Genomic DNA, 22,899 nt, shown 5'->3' with positions numbered 1-22,899 from the left:
TTTCCCGGCCCACCCGGCAGGATGGGCGCATGGACTTGGAACGTTCCCGCATCGTGGTGGCCGGCGCGTCCGGTCTCATCGGCAGCGCCCTGGTGCGGTCCCTGACCGCGGACGGACACGAGGTGGTGCGGCTGGTACGCCGTACGCCCCGCGGCGCGGACGAGGTCCGCTGGGACCCGGAGAACGGGCGGGTGGACGCGGCCGGGCTCGCGGGCTGCGACGCCGTGGTCAACCTGGCCGGCGCCGGGGTGGGCGACTGCCGCTGGACCGACGCGTACAAGACACGCATCCGCAGCAGCCGCGTACACGGCACGACGGCGCTCGCGGAGGCCGTCGCGCGGATGGAACGGCCGCCGCGGGTCTTCGTGAACGGCAGCGCGATCGGCTACTACGGGGAGACCGGCGACCGGGCGGTGGACGAGAGCGCTCCCGCCGGTGAGGGTTTCCTGCCGGCCCTGTGTGTGGAGTGGGAGGCCGCGGCGGCGCCCGCCCAGGAGGCGGGCGTGCGGACCGTCTTCACCCGGACGGGGCTGGTCGTCTCGAGCGGCGGCGGGGCCTGGGGGCGGCTCTTCCCGCTGTTCAAGGCCGGGCTCGGCGGACGGCTGGGCGACGGGTCCCAGTACTGGTCGTTCGTGGCGCTGCACGACGAGGTGGCGGCGATCCGGCACCTGCTGGACCACGAGGACCTGTCGGGACCGTTCAACCTGACGGCCCCGCAGCCGCTGACGAACCGTGAGATCACCGTGGCCATGGGCCGGGTGCTGCACCGTCCGACGCCCTTCCCGGTGCCCGCGCCGGTGCTGCGCGCGGCGCTCGGCGAGATGGCCGGCGACGTCCTGGGCAGCGCCCGGGTCCTGCCGGGCCGCCTTCAGGAATCGGGGTTCCGGTTCGCGTTCCCGGAGATCGACGGGGCGATCCGGGCGGCACTGTGAGGTGCGGACGTGACCACTCCGCGCCGCTATGCGACCGCCGTGCGACCGTGCCCTGTCCCTGCGCGACTCCTCTTGACGATTTCTGGACCTAACCTCGTCTCGAACTCGGGTATCCCTCAAGGCAGTTGGGGGCATGACGTCTCCAGCGGCCGCGCAACCTCGAGGAGGGGCACGTGCTTGAGCCCGCGTACCAGGCGGACGTCGTCGTCGTGGGGGCCGGGATCGCCGGACTCGCCGCGGCGCATCGGCTGACCAGCGCAGGAGTGACGACCACGGTCCTGGAGGCCGCCCATGCGGTGGGCGGCAGGCAGGCGACCGAGAAGGTCGACGGATTCCGGCTCGACAGAATCGGACAGCTGCTGCCCACGGCGTATCCCGAACTGCGCCGCACCCCCGGGCTCGACGGCCTCGCGCTGCTGCCCTTCGCCCCCGGGGTCCTGCTGCACAGCGAGGGCCGGCACCACCGCGCGGGCACCCCGGCGGGTGTACGGGGCGCAAGGGGCGCACTTCACGCGGTGCGCGCCCTCGCGAGCGCCCCTCGGGCGATCCCCGCGCCCCGGCGCACGGTCGGCGCTCCCAGGGGCTACGGCAGGCCCGCGCCCACGCCCCGCGTCCGGGCCGGCGCGCCGCTCGGGACCGCCGTCGACCAGGCCCGGCTGGGCGCCGCGCTGTCGCGGCTCGCGAGCACCCCGGTGGAACGGCTGCTGGCCCGCCCGGAGCTGCCCGCGGCCAGGGCCCTGGCCGCGCGCGGAGTGCCCGCACGGACGGTGGACGGTTTCCTGCGCCCCCTGCTCGCCGCCCTGCTGTGCGACCCGGACCTCACGACCTCCAGCCGGTGCGCGGACCTCGCGCTGCGCGCCTTCGCCGCCGGACGGCTGGCCCTGCCCGAGGGCGGCGCCGAGGCCCTGCCCGAGCATCTGGCCCGCTCACTGCCGCCGGGCACCGTGCACACCGGCGTCCGGGTCACCTCGGTCGCCACCAACGCCGTGACCACCGCGGAACACGGGGTCATCCGCTGCCGTGCCGTCCTGGTGGCGACGGACGCCCGCGCGGCGGCCGCGCTGCTGCCGGGACTGCGGGTGCCGGACTTCCATCCCGTGACGGTGGTGCACCACACGACCGACGAACCCCCGACAACCGGTACGAGTCTGCTGCTCGACGCCGACCGGGGCGGCCCGGTCGCCCACACGGCGGTGGTCAGCCACGTGGACCCGTCCCGGGCACCGGCCGGTCGCGCCCTGGTCTCCTCGACGGTCCTCGGCCCGCCCCCGTCCGACGTGGAAACGGCCGTCCGCATCCACCTGTCCCGCCTCTACGGCACCTCCACCGCCCGCTGGGAGACCCTCGCCGTGCACCACACGCCGGAGGCGGTCCCCGCGATGCGCCCCCCGCACGACCCACGCCGCCCCGTGCGGCTCCTGGCCGGCCTCTACGTCTGCGGCGACCACCGCGACACCAGCACCGTCCAGGGCGCCCTCCACTCGGGCCACCGCGCCTCGGGGGCCATCCTGCGGGACCTGGGCGCGGGGCGTCCGATGCACTCGGCGGAGTCGGTGGTGTCGGCGCGGGCGGCGTAGGCCAATCCGCCACAGCGGACCGACGAGAAACAGGAACAGGGCCCCCGGCCGAAGCCGGTGGCCCTGTCTCCGGTGTCACGGCGCTCAGCGCCAGGCGTCAGGAAGGCCCGCCAGTTGCTCCATCACGTTCCACTCCGCCGGCCGGGCCGCCGGAACCGCCCAGGGGGCACCGACGGCAGCCCAGTACCCGCGACGGGCCCGGATGCCGCTCAGTGCGTCCCAGTTCCCCGGCGTTCCGAGATCGTCGATCCCGGACTCAGCCCCGCAGGAAGGGCAGAAGGACTCCGTGGGCCTCCCGTCACGCCAGAAGACCTCCCCCGGCAACCCGCAGATCCGGCACACGGTCTCGGTGCCGAGCGAGCTGTGAGACTCCCGTTCGGCAATTCGACGGGCACGGTCGGGAAGAGGCGGGGCAGGAGTACGCCAGGGCGGAGGGATGTTTTCCAGCTGCCGGAGAACGTCCCAATCCCTCGGCTTCCGGCGAGGCCTCTCCCACCGCGCGCCGGTCCCGAGCCACCAGCCTCGGAAGGCGTGCAGCCCTTCCACACCGCTCCAGGAACCAGGCGTCGCTCCCATATCGCCGATACCCGACTCGTTGCCGCAGCAGTCGCAGACAGCACTGGTCGGCCAACCGGCTTCCCAGAACCTGTCCTCGTCGTATCCGCACATGCGGCAGAAATCCTCGGCGGCGATCGCTCCCTCCTCCGACATCTATCGCTCCGTTCCTTGCGCCTTCAGGTAGTCCTCCAGTGTCGGATAGGCCTGCGGGTTGTACCCGCGAGGGTTGGTGTCGCTACGAGGCGCAGGACGGTTCATGCTCATGGGGAGGCCATCCTTGGTAAACGCCGTCAGCGTGTTGCTGCTCTTTTCGTAGACGATGTAGTTCCCGTTGTTGCGGTCCCAGACTCGGTACCCAGACGGCGGCTGCGGCAGCTTCGCCGCGTTGCGATACCCGTGGGCCATCTCTACGTACTCCTTCGCACTTCCCAGCTCCGGGAACTCCGCCCTGTGGTTCTGCCAGTGAATGAACGCGTTCTGGGCGTTGCTGTACCCCTTCGAAGGCTTGCCGGTGGCCCAGATGTGCGGAGTCTTCCCATTGGCCCGCATCGACTTGGCGAAGGCCTCGACCGCCGAGTAGCCGCTCTTGCCCCACTTCGTTCCGACGGCGCCCCATCCGAGGATGGGGACGGCGGCGGCGCAGGAGAGGCTGGAGTTGAGAGAGTCGCCCTCGGCTCCGTACCAGCCGCAGTTGATGAGGTCGAAGCCCTCACCGATACCGGGGATCAGGCCCGCCGAGTCGAGGAGGACGTGGCCGATGGTGGTCAGGTCCCACCAATCGGTTTCTTCGTCGGCCGCCGCGTCAGCGAAGGCGTCCTCGAGCTCCTTGAGTGCCTTCAGGTCGGCCCGGTCCTGGGCTTCCAGCTCCTTGCGCCATTGTTCCTGCTCCGCCCACTCCTTCGTAGCCGCGGCGAACAGCGCCTCGCTCATGGCCTTGGCGGCCGCGGCCGCGTCCTTGCCCGCCGCCTCGGCGGAGGCGCGGGCCTCACCCGCGGCGCTCCACGCCACCGCGGCCGAACCGGCGGCGGCGTCCGCGGAGGACTGCGCGTGCGCGGCGGAGTTGTCCGCATCGCGTGCGGCGCGGTGGGCGTCCGCTTCGGCAGCGCGGGCGGTCCTCGCCGACTCCGCGGCGTCGGCGGCGGACTTCTCCGCCTCGTCCGCGGACGCGTCGGCCTGCTCGGCGTAGTCGGCGGCCTGCTTCGCGGAGTCCTTGGCCTGCTGTGCGTACTTCTGGGCCAGGTCGGCGGCGTCGTTGGCGGTAGCCGCCGCGCGTCCTGCCTCGGCGGCGTACTGCTGGGCGGTGGCGGCCACGGCGGAGGCGTCGGCGATGAGCCCCTGGACCCTGGCCACGTGAGTGGCCGTCAACAGGTCCTGGCGCTCGGCCTTGTACTGCCCGGTCTCAATGAAGGCGTGCAGGACCTGCGGCGGCCCCTCCAGGGCTATGCGGGCGGCGGCGGAGACCTCCGCGGTGCCCGACTCCTTCAGCTGGACGGCGCGTACGCGCTCGTCCTGGGTCCGCTGTGTGTAGTAGTCGGTGGTGATGAAGGCGCGCAGTTTCTGCGGAGAGCCGTCGTCCAGGGCTGCCTGTCCGGCCGCCCGCACTCCAGGTCCGGCACCGTTCATGAGCTGGGTGACGGTGACCCGGTAGTCGTTGGCCGCGGCCTGGTGCTGGCCGGTGGCGAGGAAGTCGGCGATCGTCGCGGCACCCCCGTCGAGCGCCACCTCCGCCGCCGCTCGGACGTCCGCGGATTCGGACTCGGTGGCCAGACGGTTGACGCGTGCCCGGTCGTCCAGTTCAAGCGCCTTGTCCCGGCCGGTGCGGACGTACTCGACCACGTCCACGTCGGAGCCGGCCAGGGCGACCTCGGCCGCGGCGACGCTCCAGGGACCACGTGTCTTCACCGTGTTCAAGGCGATCTTGCGAGCCTTGGGCGCGGCGGCGGAGACGTCGGCATCAGGCTGTGTGACCTCGGCGGCCAGTCGGTCCGCCTCCTCGTCCAGCGCCTGGGCCGCCTCCTTCTGTCCGGTCTCGGCAGCCTTGCGCTCGTCGTCGAGTGCCTTGAGCGAACGAGCCTGCTCGATCGCTCCCGCCGTCCGGGTCGTCAGCCCTTCCGTCTCGATCTCGCGGGCGAGCGCGAAGGTCGCCTTCGCCTTGGTCACCGCCGTCGTCGCCTCATCCGCGGCTGTCTTGGCAGCCGTGGCGTGCTTCGTGGACTCCGCGGCGGCAGTGGCCGCGTCCCCAGCGTGTTCGGCTGCCTCATCGGCGGCGTCGGCCGCGTTCTCGGCGTGCGTCGCGGCGGAGTTGGCGGCGTCGCGCGCCTCGTGCGCCGCCTTGGCCGCCTTGCCGGCCAGGGTCTCCGCACGGTTCGCGGCGGCAGTGGCCTCGGCCGCGTGGCGGTGCGCCTCTGCCGCGGCGGCCCTGGCACGGGCGGCCTGGGCGTCGGACACTCCGGCCTGGCCGCTGGCCTCCGAGGCCGCACTGGCTGCCGCGTCCGCGTTGATCCCCGCGGAGGCCGCGGCCTTGGCGGCGTTGGCCGCCTCGTACGCGGCAGTACCGGCGTGGTCGGCGGCGGTCGCGGCCTTCTTCGCCCCCTTGGCGGCGTCTCGCGCGTCCTCGGCTGCCGCGCGAGCGGCGGATGCCTTGCCCGCGTCGGTGGCAGCGGCGGCGGCGGCGTTGCGGGCGTCGGTGGCTGCCCGAGCCGCTGCCGCGGCGGCGGACGCGGCCTGTGCGGCAGCGTTGGCGGCAACGCGTGCCGATGTGGTGGCAGCGTTGGCGGCGTCGATGGCCTGCTGCGCGGCACGCGCCGCGCCTCTCGCGGCGTCGGCGGCACGGCCCGCGGCATTCGATGCCTTCTGCGAGTCGGCCTTTGCCGCCTCGGTCTCCTCGGCCGCCTTCTGCGCGGCCTCCTTGGCGAGTTGCGTCGCCTCGACGGCGCGAGCCGACGCCTCCTTGGCCTTCTCCGTCTCGGCCTTGGCCTGCCGGCCGGCCTCCGTGGCCCATTCGGCGAGCTGTGCGACCGTCGCCTGCTCCTGGTCGCGAGCACGCGCGATGTGCTGGCCGACTTCCAGGAACTCTCGGATGTCGTTGATGTCCCCGTTGAGAGCGACTCGAGCCGCCTCGCGGGTCGCATCGCCTCCGGTGCTCATGATCTGGACGACCTGCACGCGGGCATCGTTGTCGGCGGCGACGTACTGCCCGTCGTTGAGGAACTTGCGTACATCCTCGACGGTGCCGTTGAGCGCCTTCTGGCCGGCTTCCTTGACGCCTCGTCCGGAGGCCGCAGAGATGATCTGCACGACCTGGACCCGCTGATCGCTCTCCAGTGGCGCCCGCCAGCCGCCCTCGAGGAAGGCCCGTAGGTCCTCGGGGGAGCCGGCGAGTGCCGCCTTGGCGGCGGCCCGCACTTCCCGCCCGCCCAGCGACAGGATCTGGACGGTGGCAACCCTGTCATCGCTGAGCTGCGAGATCTCTCGTTCCTCGGCGAGGAACTTCTCTACGTCGTCGTCGGTTCCGAGCAACGCCGCCTCGGCCGCGGCCTTGACCGCCGGCCCGCCGGTCTGCCACAGCTCGAGCACCCGGCCGCGGTCGGTGGCGGGTATGTACTCCACCACCTCGTCTTCACCCGGCAACTCGTCGGCCGCGGACGCTGGGAGGGCACCGACCATGCTCACCATGAGGGCGAGCAGGAGGGCGAGACACAGCGAACGCAGAGTGGCAAGCCGCCATCGCGAGTCGCCGCCGTGTCCGTCCACGTACACGCGCACCCAGGGAACCGTGCGTCTGCCGAGTCTTCGACTCAAGGGTGTCCTACCTCTCATAGCCCGGCAACTTCTCTGCCGGGGGCGGCACTTCGGCGCAGTGATCTTACTTGTGAAGTGAAGGTGACCTGCTTGTATGTGTGTTGTGAACGCGTGATACGTTCCGTGGTCGTTGCGCCGTGTGATGGGTGACGCGGGGGCTCGTCCACAGGCGGGGGACCGGGGGACATACCGCTGCCCGGGTTCGCACCAGCCGTTGTCGCCGCCCGCGGCGCGCCGGACATCAGGTATCGCAACGCCCTGGAAGGGAACTCTGGTGAAAACCCGCCTCCGCAAGTCACTGCTTGCCGGGCTCGTCGCCATCTGCACCATCACGGGTGCGTCCGCGCTCGGCTACGCCGCCACCGGCACCGCCAGTTCGCCGCTCGCCACCGAGGCGGTCGCCGCGGAGGAACCGCCGCACGTGGTCGAAGACCTCCAGCACCCCGACGCCGAGCGCATCCTCGCGGAGAAGGGCATCTCCCTTCACCGCGGGGACGGACACATCTTCTTCGCGGACTGCGACGGGTCTCCGGAACAGATCCAGGTCTGGACCCGCAAGAGCAGCGAAGGCAAGTACTGCTTCCAGACCAACTCGACCTCGGGCTTCCTCAGTGTCGAGGTTCCGGAGGTCTTCGCCCTGCAGACCGAGGAGACGGCCGTCCACGCCACGTTGAGCGCGGAGGGCAAGACCCAAGAACTCGACCTGGCCAAGAACGACATCAAGGGCGTCGGCGAAGGAGTCGAGGGGGCTCCCACAGTTCTGCTGGAACTCCGCGTCACCGGCTGAGCCCGCCGTTCATCACGTTCGCCTTCAGAGAGGACCGAGTACCACCTGTGACAAGAATCCGTGCACACGCCGCCCTCGCCGCCGGGCTCATGGCCACCGCGGTGGCCGCCAGTTGTCTCACCGCCGGTACGGCGCAGGCGGCCACCGGCCCGGCCGACACGGCCAATGCCCACAACTCCGTCGCGCGTGTGCAGATAGGTGAGAACCAGCGGGCCTGCACCGGCGTGCTGGTCGCCGCCCAGTGGCTGGCCACCGCTGCGAGCTGCTTCGCCGACGACCTCGGCAGCGGTCCGGTCGCGGCGGGCAAGCCCAAGTGGAAGACGACCGCCGTCCTGGGCCCCGCCCCGGGCACCAACAGGCCCTTCGAGGTGCTCGAACTCGTCCCCCGCACCGACCGCGACATGGTCCTGGCCCGCCTCGACCGTCCCGCCGGCGGCACGGCGATCCCGCTCGCCACCACCGCCCCCACCGCGGGCGAGGAGCTCACGGTCGTCGGCTTCGGCCGGACCAAGGACGAGTGGGTGCCCGCCGCCCGGCACACGGCCGCCTTCACGGTCCAGTCCGTGACCGACACCACGGTGGCCCTCGACGGCAAGACCGACGACGACGCCATCTGCACCGGCGACGCGGGCGGCCCCCTGCTGCGGCAGAAGGACGGCAAGTTCGAGGTCGTCGCGCTCGCCAGCCATTCCTGGCAGGGCGGCTGCTGGGGCTCCGACCCGGCCGAGACCCGCAACGACGCCATCTCCGCGCGACTGGACAACGTCGCCGGCGGCAACAGCCTGGCCGCCGGGGCCGTCCTGCGCTCGGGCGACAGCCTCATCGCCAACGCCGCGCGCCTGACCATGCAGGCGGACGGCAACCTGGCCGTCGTCTCCAACGCCGGCAAGGCCGTGTGGTCCAGCGGCACCGCGGGCCACCCCGGCGCCACCGCCCGCTTCGGCACGAACGGCAACCTCGCCGTCCTCGACACCGACGGCAGCACCGTCCTGTGGGAGTCGAAGACCACCGCCCCCGGCGGCAAGGCCGTCCTCCAGGACCGCGGCAACTTCGTGATCCGCGACGCCCAGGGCGCCTCCCTGTGGGCCGCCGGCACCGAGGTCCGCCACGACTACGACGGCGACGGCCGCAGCGACATGGCCGAGTGGTACGACTACAGCGACGGCAGCGACGAGCTCCACACGTTCCGCGCCAAGGCCGACGGCGGCTTCAACAGCCCCGACCACGCGTGGAACACGGTGGCCGGGAACTACTGGGCCCAGAACATGAAGCGCTTCACCGGCGACTTCAACGGCGACGGCCGCGGCGACGTGGCCGCCTTCTACGGCTACTCCAACGGCGACGTCGGCCTGATCACCTGGCTCGGCCTCGGCGGGGGCTCCTTCGCGGAGCCGACGCACTCGTGGAAGACCACCTCCGGCTGGACCTTCGACCGCATGACGGTCAACTCCGGTGACTTCAACGGTGACGGGCGCGACGACGTCGCCGTCTGGTACGACTACGCGGACGGCAGCGACAAGCTCCACACCTTCCTCTCCAAGACCGACGGCGGCTTCAACAGCCCCTTCGCCTCCTTCTCCCGCACCGAGGGCTGGTCGGCTCCGAACATGAAGTTCGCCACCGGTGACTTCAACAGCGACGGCCGCGACGACCTCGCCGCCCTCTACGGCTACTCCACGGGTGAGGTCAGGATCATCACCTTCCCCACCACGCCCGACGGCGGCTTCGACAACACGGCCGTCCACGGCTGGAGCACCACCGGCTGGACCTTCGGCGCCGCGAGCCTCCACTCCGGCGACTTCAACGGTGACGGCCGCGACGACCTCGCCGCCTGGTACGACTACGGCGACGGACACGACACGGTGATCGGCTTCACCGCCGACGCCACCGGCAAGTTCGGCAACCGCACCGACCTCTGGACCACCGCGGCCGGAAACTACGACCGCAAGAACATGAAGATCGTCACCGGTGACTACAACGGCGACGGCCGCGACGACCTCGCCACCTTCTACGGCTACTCCGACGGCGTGGTGAAGACCATCACCTGGACCGCCAAGGCCGACGGCACCCTCAACTCCCCGCTGCACAGCTGGGAGGCCAAGAGCGGCTGGTCCTTCGACCGCATGTACGCGATCGAGCGCTACAACAGCCCCGCCTGACCGGTCCCACCAGGCAGCCCGAGGGCCCCGCCACTCCCCACCGGGGTGGCGGGGCCCTTCGCCGTCCGACGCCGGAGCCGCCTACCCCAGCGCCGCCACCTTGTCCCGGTACCCGCGCGCCGGGGCTGCGTCCCGGTACGGCTCCAGGCGGCGCTCGAAGTCGCGGACGTATTCCGCGGCGCGTACCGAGCGCATCTCGGCCGCCTGGCCGGCCGCTTCGGCGGCCAGCTGGCAGGCCTGGTCGAGTTCGCCGAGGCCGAGGCGGGCGGTGGCCAGGACCACCCGGCAGAACAGCCGGCTGCGGGCGTAGACGGGGGCGCGCAGCTGCAGTGAGCGTTCCGCGTGCTGGGCGGCGGCGCGGAACTGCTGGAGGTCGCGGTGGCAGTGGCCGAACTCGTCGGCGAGCTGTGCCTCGTCGAAGAAGCGCGCCCAGTGCGGCACCTCGTCGCCCGGCCGCGCGGTCTCCAGCGCCCGCTCGGCGCGCACCAGGGCGGCGGTGCAGGCCCGCACCTCGCCGAGCAGACCGTGCGCCCGCGCCTCGGCGGCGTGCAGCAGCGTCTGCACCACCGGCGGCGCGGAGGTCCCGACGCCCTGCTGAGCCACCCGCGCGAGCTGCACGGCCTCGCGCCCGTGGCCCAGGTAGACGGCCTGCCGACTCATCGTGACCAGCACGTACGAGCCGTACGCCCGGTCACCGGCCGCCTGCGACAGCCGCAGCGCCTGCACGAAGTAGCGCTGGGCGAGACCGTGCGCGGCGATGTCGTACGACGTCCAGCCCGCGAGCCGGGTGAGGTCCGCCGCGGCGGCGAACAGGCGCCGGCCGGTCTGCTCGCCGTAGGTGCCGCGCAGCATCGGCTCCAGCTCGTGCTCCAGGTACCGCACCAGCGCCTGCCTGGCGTGGCCGCCGCCGTACCGGTCGTCCAGGCTGCGGAACAGCTCGCCGACCGAGCGCAGCGCGGCGAGGTCCCCGCCGGTGACCTTCTGGCCGGGGCCGCGCTCGGCCGGGGCCCTGCGGCGGGACGGTTCGAGGGGGACGGCCGGGAGCCGGGGGGTCGCCGGGCGGCCCTGCGCCGGGATGCGGAGGGGCACCTCGGCGCGGGCCACCCTCTCGTCGGCGCGGCCGATCAGCCAGTCCCGGCTGGGCACGACGAGTCCGGCCGGGGTGAAGGCGATCTTCCGCAGCTCCGCGTGGCTGCCGGAGTCCTTGCGCCACAGGCCGCCGACGATGTCGACGGCCTCGTCGGGGCTCCCGGCGAACTCCAGCCCGGCGTAGACCGGCGCGCAGGCGTCCAGGCCGAGGTCCTGGGCGGTGAGGCGGCGGCCCAGACGCCGGGTGAAGACCTCGGCGATCAGCGCCGGGGTGGTGCCGCGGGGCTGCTGCCCGCGCAGCCACCGGGTGACGGACGTCTTGTCGTATCTCAGGTCCAGGCCGTGTTCGAGTCCGAGCTGGTCGACGCGACGCGCGAGACCCGCGTTCGAGAACCCCGCTTCGGCGATGAGCGCGGCGAGCTGGCGGTTGGGGGTGCGCTGCGCGGGTCGTTCCGTCATGGTGCGGTGCGGTCTCCTGCCTTCCGGGCCGATCTGCCCGGAGCGCCTGTGAGCAGCCCTTATGGCCTCGTGAACGGCGCGAATGTAGCGGAGAGTAAGCGCCCGATCGCAGGCTTCGCGCGGCATTCATCCGATCGTGTGAGGATTGCCCGCCCGGCTGACGGCTAGCGGGCGGTCGTACAGTGGCTTGGGCACGCTTCGTGCCTGACGACCTTCCAGGGAGGCACTTGCCGTGAGTGAGCTGCGGTTCGTCCGAATGGGGTTCGATGCCGAACGCGTCGACTACCAGGAGGCGTGGGACGAGCAGCGCCGGGTGCACGCCGCGCGGTTCGCCGACGAGGTCCCCGACACCGTGCTGCTCCTCGAACACCCGCCGGTCTACACCGCCGGCCGGCGCACCGAGGAGAGCGAGCGCCCGCTGGACGGGACGCCCGTGATCGACGTGGACCGCGGCGGCAAGATCACCTGGCACGGCCCGGGCCAGCTGGTCGGCTACCCGATCCAGAAGCTCCCGCGCCCGGTGGACGTGGTGGCGCACGTACGGCGCCTCGAGGAGGCCCTGATCCGCACCTGCGCGGAGTTCGGCCTGGAGACCACGCGGGTCGAGGGCCGCAGCGGAGTGTGGGTGCTCGGCGACGCGGTCGAGCACCGCCCGGCGCTCGGCGGCCTCTCCCTGGACTTCGACCCCCGTCTGACGGACGACGAGTTCGACCCCCGCATGAACGGGCCCGAGTACGCCCCGTCCAACGCCGGCCAGCGCCGCGAGGACCGCAAGATCGCCGCGATCGGCATCCGGGTCGCCAAGGGCGTCACCATGCACGGCTTCTCGCTCAACGTGAACCCCGACAACAAGTGGTTCGACCGGATCATCCCCTGCGGCATCCGCGACGCGGGCGTCGCCTCCCTGGCGGGCGAACTCGGCCGCGACGTGACCATCGACGAGGTCCTCCCGGTGGCGGAGCGCCACCTGCGGGACGTCCTGGAGAACGCCGACCTCAAGCCCCGGGTGATCGAGAAGGCACCGGCGGCATGAATTCGGTGCCGGGGGCATAAATCCAGCCCGTCCGGTGTTCGAGGACGAGGCCGTCCAGGCCGAAAGCGGGGGCCTGGGGGCGGCAGCCCCCAGCAGGCCAGCACCCTCGCCGGACATTCAAATCAACGGGCGTACGCTTAAAGGCGCCGAAGAATCAAACGCTAGGGAGCCGGTCGTGTCCGCAGTCGCACCCGACGGACGCAAGATGCTGCGCCTGGAGGTCCGCAACAGCCAGACCCCCATCGAGCGCAAGCCCGAGTGGATCAAGACCCGGGCGAAAATGGGCCCCGAGTACACGAAGATGCAGAACCTCGTGAAGAGCGAGGGCCTGCACACGGTCTGCCAGGAAGCCGGCTGTCCCAACATCTACGAGTGCTGGGAGGACCGCGAGGCGACCTTCCTCATCGGCGGCGACCAGTGCACCCGGCGCTGCGACTTCTGCCAGATCGACACCGGCAAGCCCGAGGCGCTCGACCGCGACGAGCCCCGCCGCGTCGGCGAGTCCGTGGTCACCATGGACCTGAACTACGCCACCATCACCGGCGTCGCCCGTGACGACCTGCCCGACGGCGGCGCCTGGCTGTACGCCGAGACCGTGCGCCAGATCCACCAGCAGACGGCGGAGCGCGAGGCCGGCCGCACCAAGGTCGAGCTGCTCGCCCCCGACTTCAACGCGGTGCCGGAACTGCTGCGCGAGGTCTTCGACTCCCGCCCCGAGGTCTTCGCGCACAACGTCGAGACCGTCCCGCGGATCTTCAAGCGCATCCGCCCGGGCTTCCGCTACGAGCGCTCGCTGAAGGTGCTCACCGATGCCCGTGACTACGGCCTGGTCACCAAGTCCAACCTGATCCTCGGCATGGGCGAGACCCGTGAGGAGATCAGCGAGGCGCTGAAGCAGCTGCACGGGGCAGGCTGCGAGCTGATCACCATCACGCAGTACCTGCGCCCCTCGGTGCGCCACCACCCCGTGGAGCGCTGGGTCAAGCCGCACGAGTTCGTGGAGCTGAAGGAGGAGGCCGAGCAGATCGGCTTCTCCGGCGTGATGTCCGGCCCGCTGGTCCGGTCCTCCTACCGCGCGGGGCGGCTCTACGGCATGGCCATGGAGCAGCGTCACTCCGCCACCGTGTGAATTCACGCACAAGGCCCTACTGGCCAGTAATGGCCGAGATTCCGCGGCCCCGACCGTCCTCGCAGATGAGGACACCGGTCGGGGCCGCGCGCCCGTTCCGGGGCCCGGCACCACGGCTTCACGTCCGTTTGACCGGCGGGTCACGCCCTGGTAACACCAGTCAGTGACCCTGGAATCACACCACGTACACCCGTCTCCGTACCCGGAGCCGTACCGAGGGGGGACCTCCACGATGCAGGCCGCACCCGTTCGCCCCACCGCCGTCCGCGCCACCGCCATCCCGTCGTTCACCACCGCGCTGCGGGCCGTCGAGTCGCTGCTGATGAGCAGCGGCCAGCGCACCGCCCGGCGCAACGCCTGGACCTCCGTGCTGGAGGACCGCCGCCGCGCCAAGGAGCGCATCGAGACGGAGCGGGTGCTCGGGCAGTCCCTCGCCGGCCGGCCCTGACCCCGGCGCCGGCCTCCGCCCCGACTCCGCCGGACACTGCCGTCGTCGGCGCTTTCGGGGCCACGTAGACTTCGTGCCATGGCGAGGAAGGAACCGGCAGCGGACGCTGCGAATCCAGGGCGACTGAAGCAGATCGCTCTGACCTACAAGATGACCCGCAAGGCCGACAAGAAGATCGGTCTTGTGCTCGCGGGTGTCGGCATCGTCGTCTTCGGTGTCTTCCTGGCGATCGGTTTCCTGGTCGGTCACCCCATCTATCTCGGCATCCTGGGCGTGCTGCTCGCCTTCCTCGCGACGGCGATCGTCTTCGGGCGCCGGGCCGAGCGGGCGGCCTTCGGCCAGATGGAGGGACAGCCGGGTGCCGCGGCGGCCGTGCTGGACAACATCGGCCGGGGCTGGAGCACGACCCCCGCGGTGGCGATGAACCGCAACCAGGACGTCGTGCACCGCGCGGTCGGCAAGGCCGGCATCGTGCTGGTCGCCGAGGGCAACCCGAACCGGGTGAAGTCCCTGCTCGCGGCCGAGAAGCGCAAGATGAACCGCATCGTCGCCGACGTGCCCGTGCACGACCTGGTGGTGGGCACCGGCGAGGGCCAGGTCGAGCTGAAGAAGCTGCGCACGACCATGCTCAAGCTCCCCCGCGTCCTGTCCGGCCCGCAGGTCACCGTGACCAACGACCGGCTGCGCGCGCTGGGCGACCTGATGAGCAACATGCCGCTGCCGAAGGGTCCGATGCCCAAGGGCATGCGCATGCCCCGCGGCGGCAACCCGCGCCAGCGCTGACCCCGTAGGACTCCGAGACGCCGGTACGGCGATGGGGGCGACCGAATCACTTCGGTCGCCCCCATCGCCGTACCGGCGGCGTCGTCTACGCGTTGGCGTCGTGCCGGGTCAGATCCGGACCTCCACCGTGCGCGCCAGCCTGTCGTGCAGGCCGCGGCCGTCGCGGTCCCAGATCAGCGCCGGGAGGGCCAGGCACAGCAGGACCGAGCGGAGCAGGGCGCGCACCGGGCTGGGGCGGCCGGTGGCCAGGTCGACCACGCGCAGGCCGAGGAGGCGCTTGCCCGGCGTGAAGCCGACCGTGCCGACGGTCAGCACGCTGAGCACGAAGAAGATCAACAGGGCCCAGTTGCCGGTCGCCTGGTCGTAGCCGTCCGTGATCAGGCCGTATGCGATCAGGAGGCACAGGGCCCAGTCGACGGCCAGGGCGCCGATGCGCCTTCCCGGGCGGGCGATCGAGCTCGGTCCCTCCTCGGGCAGACCGAGCTGCTCCCCCCGGTATCCGAGGTCGGCGCCGGACTCTTCGATGGCCGCGCGCGGCCCGGAGAGCCACGATCCGATTGCTTGCCTGTTGTCCACCCGAACACGGTACTGCGCCCGTATACGTACCGGGGACGGCGGGGTGTGGCAGGCCCCGATCGGGCCTAGGCTGGACGCGGAGCCGGTTAACTTCTGCGAAACAAACGGGTCACGTTAGAGAAATCACCCGTCCCTAGGGTCGAGGAAGCGTGTGCCACCCGCACTGGCCGCACGAACGATCTACCACCCCGGCGGGACGGTCGGGAGTAGGAGGAGCTGGATGTTCCAGAACGCCGACGACGCCAAGAAGTACATCGCGGACGAGGACGTCAAGTTCGTCGACGTCCGGTTCTGCGACCTGCCGGGCGTCATGCAGCACTTCACGTTGCCCGCCGAGGCGTTCGACCCCGACGACGAGCAGGCCTTCGACGGATCCTCGATCCGCGGCTTCCAGGCCATCCACGAGTCGGACATGTCCCTGCGCCCCGACCTGTCCACCGCGCGCATCGACCCCTTCCGCCGGGACAAGACGCTCAACATCAACTTCTTCATCCACGACCCCATCACGGGCGAGCAGTACTCCCGCGACCCGCGCAACGTGGCGAAGAAGGCCGAGGCCTACCTCGCCTCGACCGGCATCGCCGACACGGCGTTCTTCGGCCCGGAGGCGGAGTTCTACGTCTTCGACTCCGTCCGCTTCGCCACCAGCGCGAACGAGTCCTTCTACCACATCGACTCCGAGGCCGGCGCCTGGAACACCGGCGCCCTGGAGGACAACCGCGGGTACAAGGTCCGCTACAAGGGCGGCTACTTCCCGGTCCCGCCGGTCGACCACTTCGCCGACCTGCGCGCCGAGATCTCCCTGGAGCTGGAGCGGTCCGGCCTGAAGGTCGAGCGCCAGCACCACGAGGTGGGCACCGCCGGCCAGGCGGAGATCAACTACAAGTTCAACACGCTGCTCGCCGCGGCCGACGACCTCCAGCTCTTCAAGTACATCGTGAAGAACGTGGCCTGGAAGAACGGCAAGACGGCGACCTTCATGCCGAAGCCGATCTTCGGTGACAACGGCTCGGGCATGCACGTCCACCAGTCGCTGTGGTCGGGCGGCGAGCCGCTCTTCTACGACGAGCAGGGCTACGCCGGCCTGTCCGACACCGCCCGCTACTACATCGGCGGCATCCTGCGGCACGCCCCGTCGCTGCTGGCCTTCACCAACCCGACGGTGAACTCCTACCACCGCCTGGTCCCGGGCTTCGAGGCGCCGATCAACCTGGTGTACTCGCAGCGCAACCGGTCCGCCGCGATGCGTATCCCGATCACCGGGTCGAACCCCAAGGCCAAGCGCGTCGAGTTCCGCGCCCCGGACTCCTCCGGCAACCCGTACCTGGCCTTCTCGGCCCTGCTGCTCGCGGGCCTGGACGGCATCAAGAACAAGATCGAGCCGGCCGAGCCGATCGACAAGGACCTCTACGAGCTGGCTCCCGAGGAGCACGCCAACGTGGCCCAGGTCCCGACCTCCCTCGGCGCGGTCCTCGACCGCCTGGAGGGCGACCACGAGTTCCTCCTCCAGGGCGACGTCTTCACGCCGGACCTGATCGAGACGTGGATCGACTACAAGCGCGCGAACGAGATCGCCCCGCTGCAGCTGCGTCCGCACCCGCACGAGTTCGAGCTGTACTTCGACGTGTGATCGACTCGACGGCAGAGCCGTCCGGCGCCCCCGTCCCCCGTTCTCCGGGGGCGGGGGCGCCTTCGTCCGTGGCCGGAAACCCTTCACAGCGCGGAGCGGGACCGGAATCATGTCCAGTGACACGATTGTTCGAGTCGGGTTCGGATCAGGGGGACGGGGAGAGTGCCGGAGATGGCTGAGCGGGACGACGAGGAGCGCGAGTTCGACCTCCGATGGGCGGACGGCGCCGAGCACAAGGAGCCCTCCGCGCGCGCCCGGATGCTCGCCGCGCGCTGGAAGGAGAACCCTCCCGGACCAGTACCGTTCCGCGGCGACCCCGACCACGTGGGCTCGTCGCGCCGGTCGTCCTGGGTGTCCACCGTCATCGTGCTCGGCTGCGTGGCCGCGGTGATCGTCCTGCTGGGGTACGTCAACTTCCGGGTGCCCTAGGCCGGCCCGCGCTGCTCGTTGGCGGGTGACGGCGGTGCGCCGGGCGCCGGCCGCGATCGGGGCTCAGGCGGTGTCGCTGGACGAGGGCACGGGATACGTCGCCGCCGGTGACGCCGGTCCGGTGTGCGGCCCGGCCGAGCCGTGGGCGGCGCTGGTGCCCGGCCTCCGCCGGGCGGCGATGGGCCGGCGGAAGCGGGACTGGCACCTCGCCCCCGAGCTGCGGCCGGCGCCGTCCGACAGAAGCGGGAACATGGGGCCTACGGTGTGGTGGAACGGCCGCGTGATCGGCAGCTGGGCCCAGCGGCCGGACGGCGAGATCGTCCGGCGGGTGCACACACGGCGCTCCAGCGGTGTCCTGATTCCGGGGACGAGGCCGTTCAGGCCGGAGCGGGGGTCTGGGGGCGGCAGCCCCCGAAGACGGCAACGACGACGCCGGGCACCGCACAACGGACGGCACCCGGCGCCAGGCTCACCGCGAGTACCGCATCAACGCCCGCACCATGTGGCACGTGGTGTCCGACGGCGGGTGGACCCCGATCGTCAGCGCAGCGCTCCGTATCCTCTCGTTGCGCGCCTGGTTCGGCAGGTAGACGCCGGAGTCGAGCAGGGCGATGGCGAGCCGCATCGCCTTGAGCCGGCGGTTGTGCGTGACGTACCACTCGCGGGGGCGGCCGGCCGGCAGCGGACGCTTCTCCACGGGTGCGTACGGCAGGTCGAGCTGGACGGGCCGCTTGGCGGTGGACTGGGTGGGCAACGGCTTCGACTTCAGTGCGGCAGCGGGCACGGGCATCCTCCTGTCGCGGTCAGGGCGCCGTCCGGACCACCCGGCGACACCCTCGAACACTGCTTCTATTTTACCGCCCCCCACTGACAAAAGCCCCTGGCCACAAGGGCTTTCGGGGTTGCTGTGACGGACGGGGAGAACGGGTTTCGGGAGCCCTCGGCTACCGTGTCCGGCATGGAGATCTGGATCAATCCGGCCTGCTCGAAGTGCCGCAGCGCGCTCAGCCTGCTCGACGCCGAGGGCGCCGACTACACCGTCCGCCGCTACCTGGAGGACGTACCCACCGAGGACGAGATCCGTCAGGTGCTCGTCCGTCTCGGCCTCGAGCCCTGGGACATCACCCGCACCCAGGAAGCCGCGGCCAAGGAACTGGGTCTCAAGGACTGGCCCCGTGACGCGGCGTCACGCGACCGCTGGATCAGCGCGCTCGCCGGGCACCCCAAGCTGATCCAGCGTCCGATCATCACGGCGACCGACGGAACGGCCGTGGTGGGCCGCACCGACGAGGCGGTGCGTGACGCGCTGGCGCACGAACAGGGCGCTCTGTGACGCAGGTTACGTGCGCGAATCGGCGTGACTGCTGAGTAACCGCGTTCGGTATCTCGTACATAGCGGCGTACGCTCCCCTATCCCTCAGGAGGCGCGCATGTCGCGCAGGAGAACTCTCGACACGAAGAAGAAGATCGCGCTGCTGGTCAGCGCCGCGGCGGTGGCGGGCGGCGGGGCCTTCGTGACGGCGAACGCGTCGAACGCCGCGCAGACCGACCAGAACGCGCAGACCAGGTCCGCGCAGGACTCGACCGTCTGCCAGGGTCTGGCCACGGCGCTCGGCAACAACCAGCGGTTCATCGAGGGCCAGCGGGCCAACCCCGACGCGCAGTCCGAGGCCCGGATCGCCAACCGCGAGGCCGTCATCGCGGAGATCGAGCGCAAGCAGGAGGCCTCGGGATGCACCGCCGGGGAGTCGGCTCAGGACTCCCAGGCGACACAGCCCCCGGCGGCCGGGCAGGACGCGGGCCAGGAGGCGGGCGCGGGAGCCGGGCAGGACGCCGGCCAGCAGGCCGGGGAGGAACAGGCCGGGGAGCAGGCCGGCGGTGGCGCGCAGGCGGGTGAGCAGGTGTGCAACGGCTCCACCGTCACCCTCTCCGGCGAGGGCGGCGCGCCCGCCGCCTCCAGCAACCAGTTCCCCGTGGGCACCCGGCTCAAGGTGACCAACCTCGACAACGGCAAGTCCACCACGGTGGAGGTGAACTCGGTCTCGGGCAGCTGCGCGCTGCTGAACAACGCCGCGTTCGAACAGGTCCGGGAGGAGGGCAAGTTCCTGATCCGGCGGGCGCTGATCGAGAAGGTCGGGTGAGGCTCAGTCACCCGGCCCGGCGAGGAACTCGCTGAGGCGGCGGCCCAGCCCGGGCGGCGCGGCCTGCGGCAGCGCGTGATGGGACACGTCCGGCAGGACGGCCACCTCCACGCGCGGCAGCAGCTCCCGCGCCCGGGCCGCCACCTCGGCGGGGATGGGGGTCCCCCCGCTCGAGCGAAGCCGAGAGTGGGGGAGGGTCCTGCTGTTCCCGGCCAGGAGCAGCAGGACCGGCGCGTCCAGTGCGCGCAGCGCGTCGGGCGCCGGACGCGGTCCGGTCACCGGACGGCGGGCGGGGAAGCCGACGGCCGCCTCCTGGAGGGCGAGCCAGTCCGGGTCGAGCGGGGTCGCACCGGTCTCCCATTCCAGGAAGGCGCGTGTCCGGCGCGGAGCCGGCCGCAGCAGCACCGGCGCCGCACGCAGCAGGTAGGCCGCCTTGAACCCGGCGAAGCACTGGGTCGGGTCCAGGAGGAACAGGCGGCGTACCCGTTCGGGTGCGTGCAGGGCGTACGACAGGGCGATCCAGGCGCCGCAGGAGTGCCCGCCCAGGGCGGCGGCCCGGATGCCGAGGCCGTCGAGGAGCGCGTCCAGCCAGCCGGTCAGGTCGGCGACCGTGCGGGGGTGGCGGTCGCCGGCCGGCGTGCTGCGGCCGGGGGCGGGCCCGCTGATCGGGCGCGCGGTGGAACTGCTGCGCGGGTACGACGAACGGGAGACGGCGGCGATCCGTTCCTTCCTGGCCGGCGTGCGCGAGTCGGCGGCCGAGGACGGGCGCGCACCGTGAGAGACGGGCCACATCCACCCCAGGTAACACGGGGTTCACACACGGGCAACGGTCGGGAAATCGCCTGTTGACACGCTGCTGCGCAGTAGAAGCGGCGCCCCAGTGCCGCAGCGCCGCAGCACCCGCAAGTGCGCCCAGACCCACCCCGAAGGATGTGGCCCCGTGACCTTCAAGGCTGAGTACATCTGGATCGACGGCACCGAGCCGACGGCCAAACTCCGTTCCAAGACGAAGATCATCACGGGTGCTCCCGCCGGTCTCGACGCCCTGCCGATCTGGGGCTTCGACGGCTCCTCCACCAACCAGGCCGAGGGCAGCTCCTCGGACTGCGTGCTCAAGCCTGTCTTCTCCTGCCCCGACCCGATCCGCGGCGGCGACGACGTCCTGGTGCTGTGCGAGGTCCTGGACACGGACATGACGCCGCACCCGTCCAACACGCGCGCCGCGCTGGCCGAGCTGTCCGAGCGGTTCGCGGCCCAGGAGCCGATCTTCGGCATCGAGCAGGAGTACACCTTCTTCAAGGGCGCCCGCCCGCTCGGCTTCCCCGAGGGCGGCTTCCCGGCCGCGCAGGGCGGCTACTACTGCGGTGTCGGCTCGGACGAGATCTTCGGCCGTGACGTCGTCGAGGCGCACCTGGAGAACTGCCTGAAGGCCGGTCTCGGCATCTCCGGCATCAACGCCGAGGTCATGCCCGGCCAGTGGGAGTTCCAGGTCGGCCCGCTGGCGCCGCTGGAGGTCTCCGACCAGCTGTGGGTGGCCCGCTGGCTGCTCTACCGCACCGCCGAGGACTTCGAGGTCTCCGCCACCCTCGACCCCAAGCCGGTCAAGGGCGACTGGAACGGCGCGGGCGCGCACACCAACTTCTCCACCAAGGCGATGCGCGAGGGCTACGACGCGATCATCACCGCCGCCGAGTCGCTCGGCGAGGGCTCCAAGCCGCTCGACCACGTCAAGAACTACGGTGCCGGCATCGACGACCGCCTGACCGGCCTGCACGAGACCGCCCCGTGGAACGAGTACTCCTACGGCGTCTCCGACCGCGGTGCCTCGGTGCGCATCCCGTGGCAGGTCGAGAAGGACGGCAAGGGCTACATCGAGGACCGCCGCCCCAACGCCAACGTCGACCCGTACGTGGTGACCCGCCTGCTCGTCGACACCTGCTGCTCGGCCCTGGAGAAGGCCGGCCAGGTCTGATCAGACCCCACCCGCTCCCGAGGGGCGTCCACCGTCGCGGTGGACGCCCCTCGGCGTTGTCGGTGGCGCGTGCCATGGTGGGGACATGGAGATCGACGGGAGCCTCACCATCAAGGTCGAGACGGAGAACGGGCGGACGCACACCCGGATCCGGGCGGCGGAGCTGCGCGCGCTGGTGACGCGGATCGGCGCCACCGGCGACCGGTTCCTGGTGGCCCAGCGGATACCCGACATCCCCGACGTGTTCGCCCAGGTGTGGCACGAGGAGGGCGGGGACTACCGGCTGGAGCACCGGGCCGCCGAGGACGCGTTCTTCGGGACGGATCTCGCGGACCCCGGCCGCGTGGCGGACCTGCTGACCGGCTGGGCACGCCGGGAGACCGGCTGGGACGCGGGCGTCGGCTGGGAGCCGGTCGACCTCGGACCGGCGGAGGACGTGCCGGACCTGCCGGACGAGGTCCGCGAGCAGGTCGAGCGGCGGGTGCGCGAACGGCTGCTCTGCGGCTACGACGACCGGGCGGTGCTCGCCGAGATCGCCGAGGACCACCTCGTGGGCGGCGAGCACGGCGAACGGCCGGTGTCGAGGGCCCAGGCGCGGCGGTTGGTGGACCGGCTGTGGCTGGAGCGGCTGGCGGAGCAGGAGTCCTGGGGCGACGCGACCACCGACCCGGACCGGCTCACCCGGGTCTTCGAGGCCCTGGACGCGGCCGGGCTCACGGCCCGGGAGAACTTCACCTGCTGCCGCGGCTGCGGCACCACGGAGATAGGCGCGGAGCACCCGGGGGCGCGCGGCTTCGTCTTCTTCCACCAGCAGAGCACCGAGGCCGCCGCCGAGGGGTACGGACTCACGCTGCACTACGGCGGTTTCGACGGTTCCGAGGAGACGACCGCGGCCGTGGGGCACGAGGTCGTGGCCGCGTTCGCCGGGTCCGGGCTGTCCACGGAGTGGGACGGCGATCCGGGCCGCGCGATCACCGTCACCCCGCTGAACTGGCGCAGAAGGCTGGAGGGGTGATCCGGCCGGGGAATACTTCACGCCAGTCCGCGTCCACGCAGTGAGAGGAGTCTCCTGCGCGGCGCCGCCGTCTGCTTCAATGGGCCCATGGCCAGCTTCCGGAAGTACGCAGCGACGGGTCGCCATGACCTCGAGCCCTTCTGGCCTTCCCGTCAGCACGACGACTTCGACCGGGTGTGTTGCCGCGCGACGATCGCGCCGGCCCGCTAGAAAGCCGTACACCCCAGGCCTTCGGCCGGCGCGCACGACGTACGTCCCGCGACGCGCCCGACCATGAACTCGCGCCCGTCGCCCCTCCCGACGAACTCCTCGCGCGAAAGAGCTGACGTCTCATGGCGACCACCCGTTCCCTGTCCACCGTCCCCGTCGACTCCCCCACCC

The 22,899-nt window shown here is 71.7% G+C and carries 19 protein-coding genes and 1 pseudogene; 15 read left to right on the top strand and 5 right to left on the bottom strand.

The window, feature by feature from the left end; all coding sequences use genetic code 11:
* The first annotated feature begins 29 nt into the window (after positions 1-29).
* A complete protein-coding gene (locus tag DMH12_RS20675) occupies positions 30-932 on the top strand; it encodes a TIGR01777 family oxidoreductase (RefSeq protein ID WP_125493004.1) in 903 nt (300 codons plus the stop codon).
* A 173-nt stretch (positions 933-1,105) separates the two neighbouring features.
* The gene (locus DMH12_RS20670; RefSeq protein ID WP_125493003.1) at positions 1,106-2,509 is read left to right on the top strand and encodes an NAD(P)/FAD-dependent oxidoreductase; all 1,404 of its coding nucleotides are present in this window, start codon (positions 1,106-1,108) and stop codon (positions 2,507-2,509) included.
* A 711-nt stretch (positions 2,510-3,220) separates the two neighbouring features.
* Here the strand turns inward: DMH12_RS20670 and DMH12_RS20655 are convergent.
* The gene (locus tag DMH12_RS20655) at positions 3,221-6,832 is read right to left on the bottom strand and encodes a hypothetical protein (RefSeq protein WP_260474263.1); all 3,612 of its coding nucleotides are present in this window, start codon (positions 6,830-6,832) and stop codon (positions 3,221-3,223) included.
* A gap of 310 nt (positions 6,833-7,142) precedes the next feature.
* On the opposite strand from DMH12_RS20655, the gene DMH12_RS20650 reads away from it, so the two are divergent.
* Both DMH12_RS20650 and DMH12_RS20645 read left to right on the top strand, forming a co-directional pair.
* Positions 7,143-7,655 (top strand): hypothetical protein, encoded by a 513-nt coding sequence (locus DMH12_RS20650; protein WP_125493002.1) that lies wholly within the window; start codon positions 7,143-7,145, stop codon positions 7,653-7,655.
* A gap of 47 nt (positions 7,656-7,702) precedes the next feature.
* Entirely contained in the window at positions 7,703-9,814 is a 2,112-nt protein-coding gene (locus DMH12_RS20645; protein ID WP_125493001.1) for an FG-GAP-like repeat-containing protein, read from the top strand.
* A gap of 81 nt (positions 9,815-9,895) precedes the next feature.
* On the opposite strand, the gene DMH12_RS20640 is transcribed toward DMH12_RS20645, so the two are convergent.
* On the bottom strand, positions 9,896-11,362 hold the full coding sequence (locus DMH12_RS20640; RefSeq protein ID WP_125493000.1) for a regulator: 1,467 nt from the start codon (positions 11,360-11,362) through the stop codon (positions 9,896-9,898).
* A gap of 232 nt (positions 11,363-11,594) precedes the next feature.
* On the opposite strand from DMH12_RS20640, the gene lipB reads away from it, so the two are divergent.
* The 4 genes from lipB to DMH12_RS20620 all read left to right on the top strand — a co-directional run bounded on the left by lipB (position 11,595) and on the right by DMH12_RS20620 (position 14,755).
* Positions 11,595-12,395 (top strand): lipoyl(octanoyl) transferase LipB, encoded by an 801-nt coding sequence (gene lipB, locus DMH12_RS20635; RefSeq protein WP_125492999.1) that lies wholly within the window; start codon positions 11,595-11,597, stop codon positions 12,393-12,395.
* 175 nt (positions 12,396-12,570) lie between these two features.
* The gene (gene lipA, locus DMH12_RS20630) at positions 12,571-13,524 is read left to right on the top strand and encodes a lipoyl synthase (protein WP_125492998.1); all 954 of its coding nucleotides are present in this window, start codon (positions 12,571-12,573) and stop codon (positions 13,522-13,524) included.
* 232 nt (positions 13,525-13,756) lie between these two features.
* Complete coding sequence (locus tag DMH12_RS20625) at positions 13,757-13,972, top strand: hypothetical protein (RefSeq protein ID WP_125492997.1); 216 nt, start codon at positions 13,757-13,759, stop codon at positions 13,970-13,972.
* Between the two features lie 78 nt (positions 13,973-14,050).
* Complete coding sequence (locus DMH12_RS20620; protein ID WP_122620487.1) at positions 14,051-14,755, top strand: DUF4191 domain-containing protein; 705 nt, start codon at positions 14,051-14,053, stop codon at positions 14,753-14,755.
* 108 nt (positions 14,756-14,863) lie between these two features.
* Here the strand turns inward: DMH12_RS20620 and DMH12_RS20615 are convergent, their stop codons facing one another.
* A complete protein-coding gene (locus DMH12_RS20615; protein ID WP_125492996.1) occupies positions 14,864-15,331 on the bottom strand; it encodes an RDD family protein in 468 nt (155 codons plus the stop codon).
* Between the two features lie 220 nt (positions 15,332-15,551).
* Here DMH12_RS20615 and glnA point away from each other — a divergent pair, with 220 nt between their 5' ends.
* From glnA to DMH12_RS20600, 3 genes and pseudogenes are all read left to right on the top strand, one after another.
* Positions 15,552-16,961 (top strand): type I glutamate--ammonia ligase, encoded by a 1,410-nt coding sequence (gene glnA / locus DMH12_RS20610; protein WP_122620485.1) that lies wholly within the window; start codon positions 15,552-15,554, stop codon positions 16,959-16,961.
* 171 nt (positions 16,962-17,132) lie between these two features.
* A complete protein-coding gene (locus DMH12_RS20605) occupies positions 17,133-17,390 on the top strand; it encodes a hypothetical protein (protein ID WP_185832438.1) in 258 nt (85 codons plus the stop codon).
* Between the two features lie 19 nt (positions 17,391-17,409).
* A pseudogene (locus DMH12_RS20600) lies at positions 17,410-17,721 on the top strand (DNA glycosylase AlkZ-like family protein); the annotation flags it as partial.
* Positions 17,722-17,859: 138 nt separating this feature from the next.
* Here DMH12_RS20600 and DMH12_RS20595 read toward each other — a convergent pair.
* Positions 17,860-18,174 carry a hypothetical protein gene (locus DMH12_RS20595; protein WP_125492994.1) on the bottom strand — a complete coding sequence of 105 codons (315 nt, stop codon included), beginning with the start codon at positions 18,172-18,174 and terminating at the stop codon, positions 17,860-17,862.
* 174 nt (positions 18,175-18,348) lie between these two features.
* On the opposite strand from DMH12_RS20595, the gene DMH12_RS20590 reads away from it, so the two are divergent.
* Both DMH12_RS20590 and DMH12_RS20585 read left to right on the top strand, forming a co-directional pair.
* A complete protein-coding gene (locus DMH12_RS20590) occupies positions 18,349-18,723 on the top strand; it encodes an arsenate reductase family protein (RefSeq protein ID WP_125492993.1) in 375 nt (124 codons plus the stop codon).
* Between the two features lie 97 nt (positions 18,724-18,820).
* Positions 18,821-19,531 carry a hypothetical protein gene (locus DMH12_RS20585; protein WP_125492992.1) on the top strand — a complete coding sequence of 237 codons (711 nt, stop codon included), beginning with the start codon at positions 18,821-18,823 and terminating at the stop codon, positions 19,529-19,531.
* A 3-nt stretch (positions 19,532-19,534) separates the two neighbouring features.
* Here DMH12_RS20585 and DMH12_RS20580 read toward each other — a convergent pair whose 3' ends face one another.
* Positions 19,535-20,323 carry an alpha/beta fold hydrolase gene (locus tag DMH12_RS20580; protein WP_260474262.1) on the bottom strand — a complete coding sequence of 263 codons (789 nt, stop codon included), beginning with the start codon at positions 20,321-20,323 and terminating at the stop codon, positions 19,535-19,537.
* A 148-nt stretch (positions 20,324-20,471) separates the two neighbouring features.
* Here DMH12_RS20580 and glnII point away from each other — a divergent pair, with 148 nt between their 5' ends.
* Both glnII and DMH12_RS20565 read left to right on the top strand, forming a co-directional pair.
* Positions 20,472-21,503: a glutamine synthetase gene (glnII, locus tag DMH12_RS20570; protein WP_125492991.1), complete on the top strand. Its 1,032-nt coding sequence runs from the start codon at positions 20,472-20,474 to the stop codon at positions 21,501-21,503.
* Between the two features lie 85 nt (positions 21,504-21,588).
* Entirely contained in the window at positions 21,589-22,518 is a 930-nt protein-coding gene (locus DMH12_RS20565) for a DUF6891 domain-containing protein (protein WP_125492990.1), read from the top strand.
* Positions 22,519-22,899: the final 381 nt, after the last annotated feature.

Source organism: Streptomyces sp. WAC 04229 (assembly GCF_003947455.1).
Taxonomy (GTDB): domain Bacteria; phylum Actinomycetota; class Actinomycetes; order Streptomycetales; family Streptomycetaceae; genus Streptomyces.
Note: the sequence above shows the minus strand (reverse complement) of the source record. Positions and strands in the feature narration are given on the sequence as shown.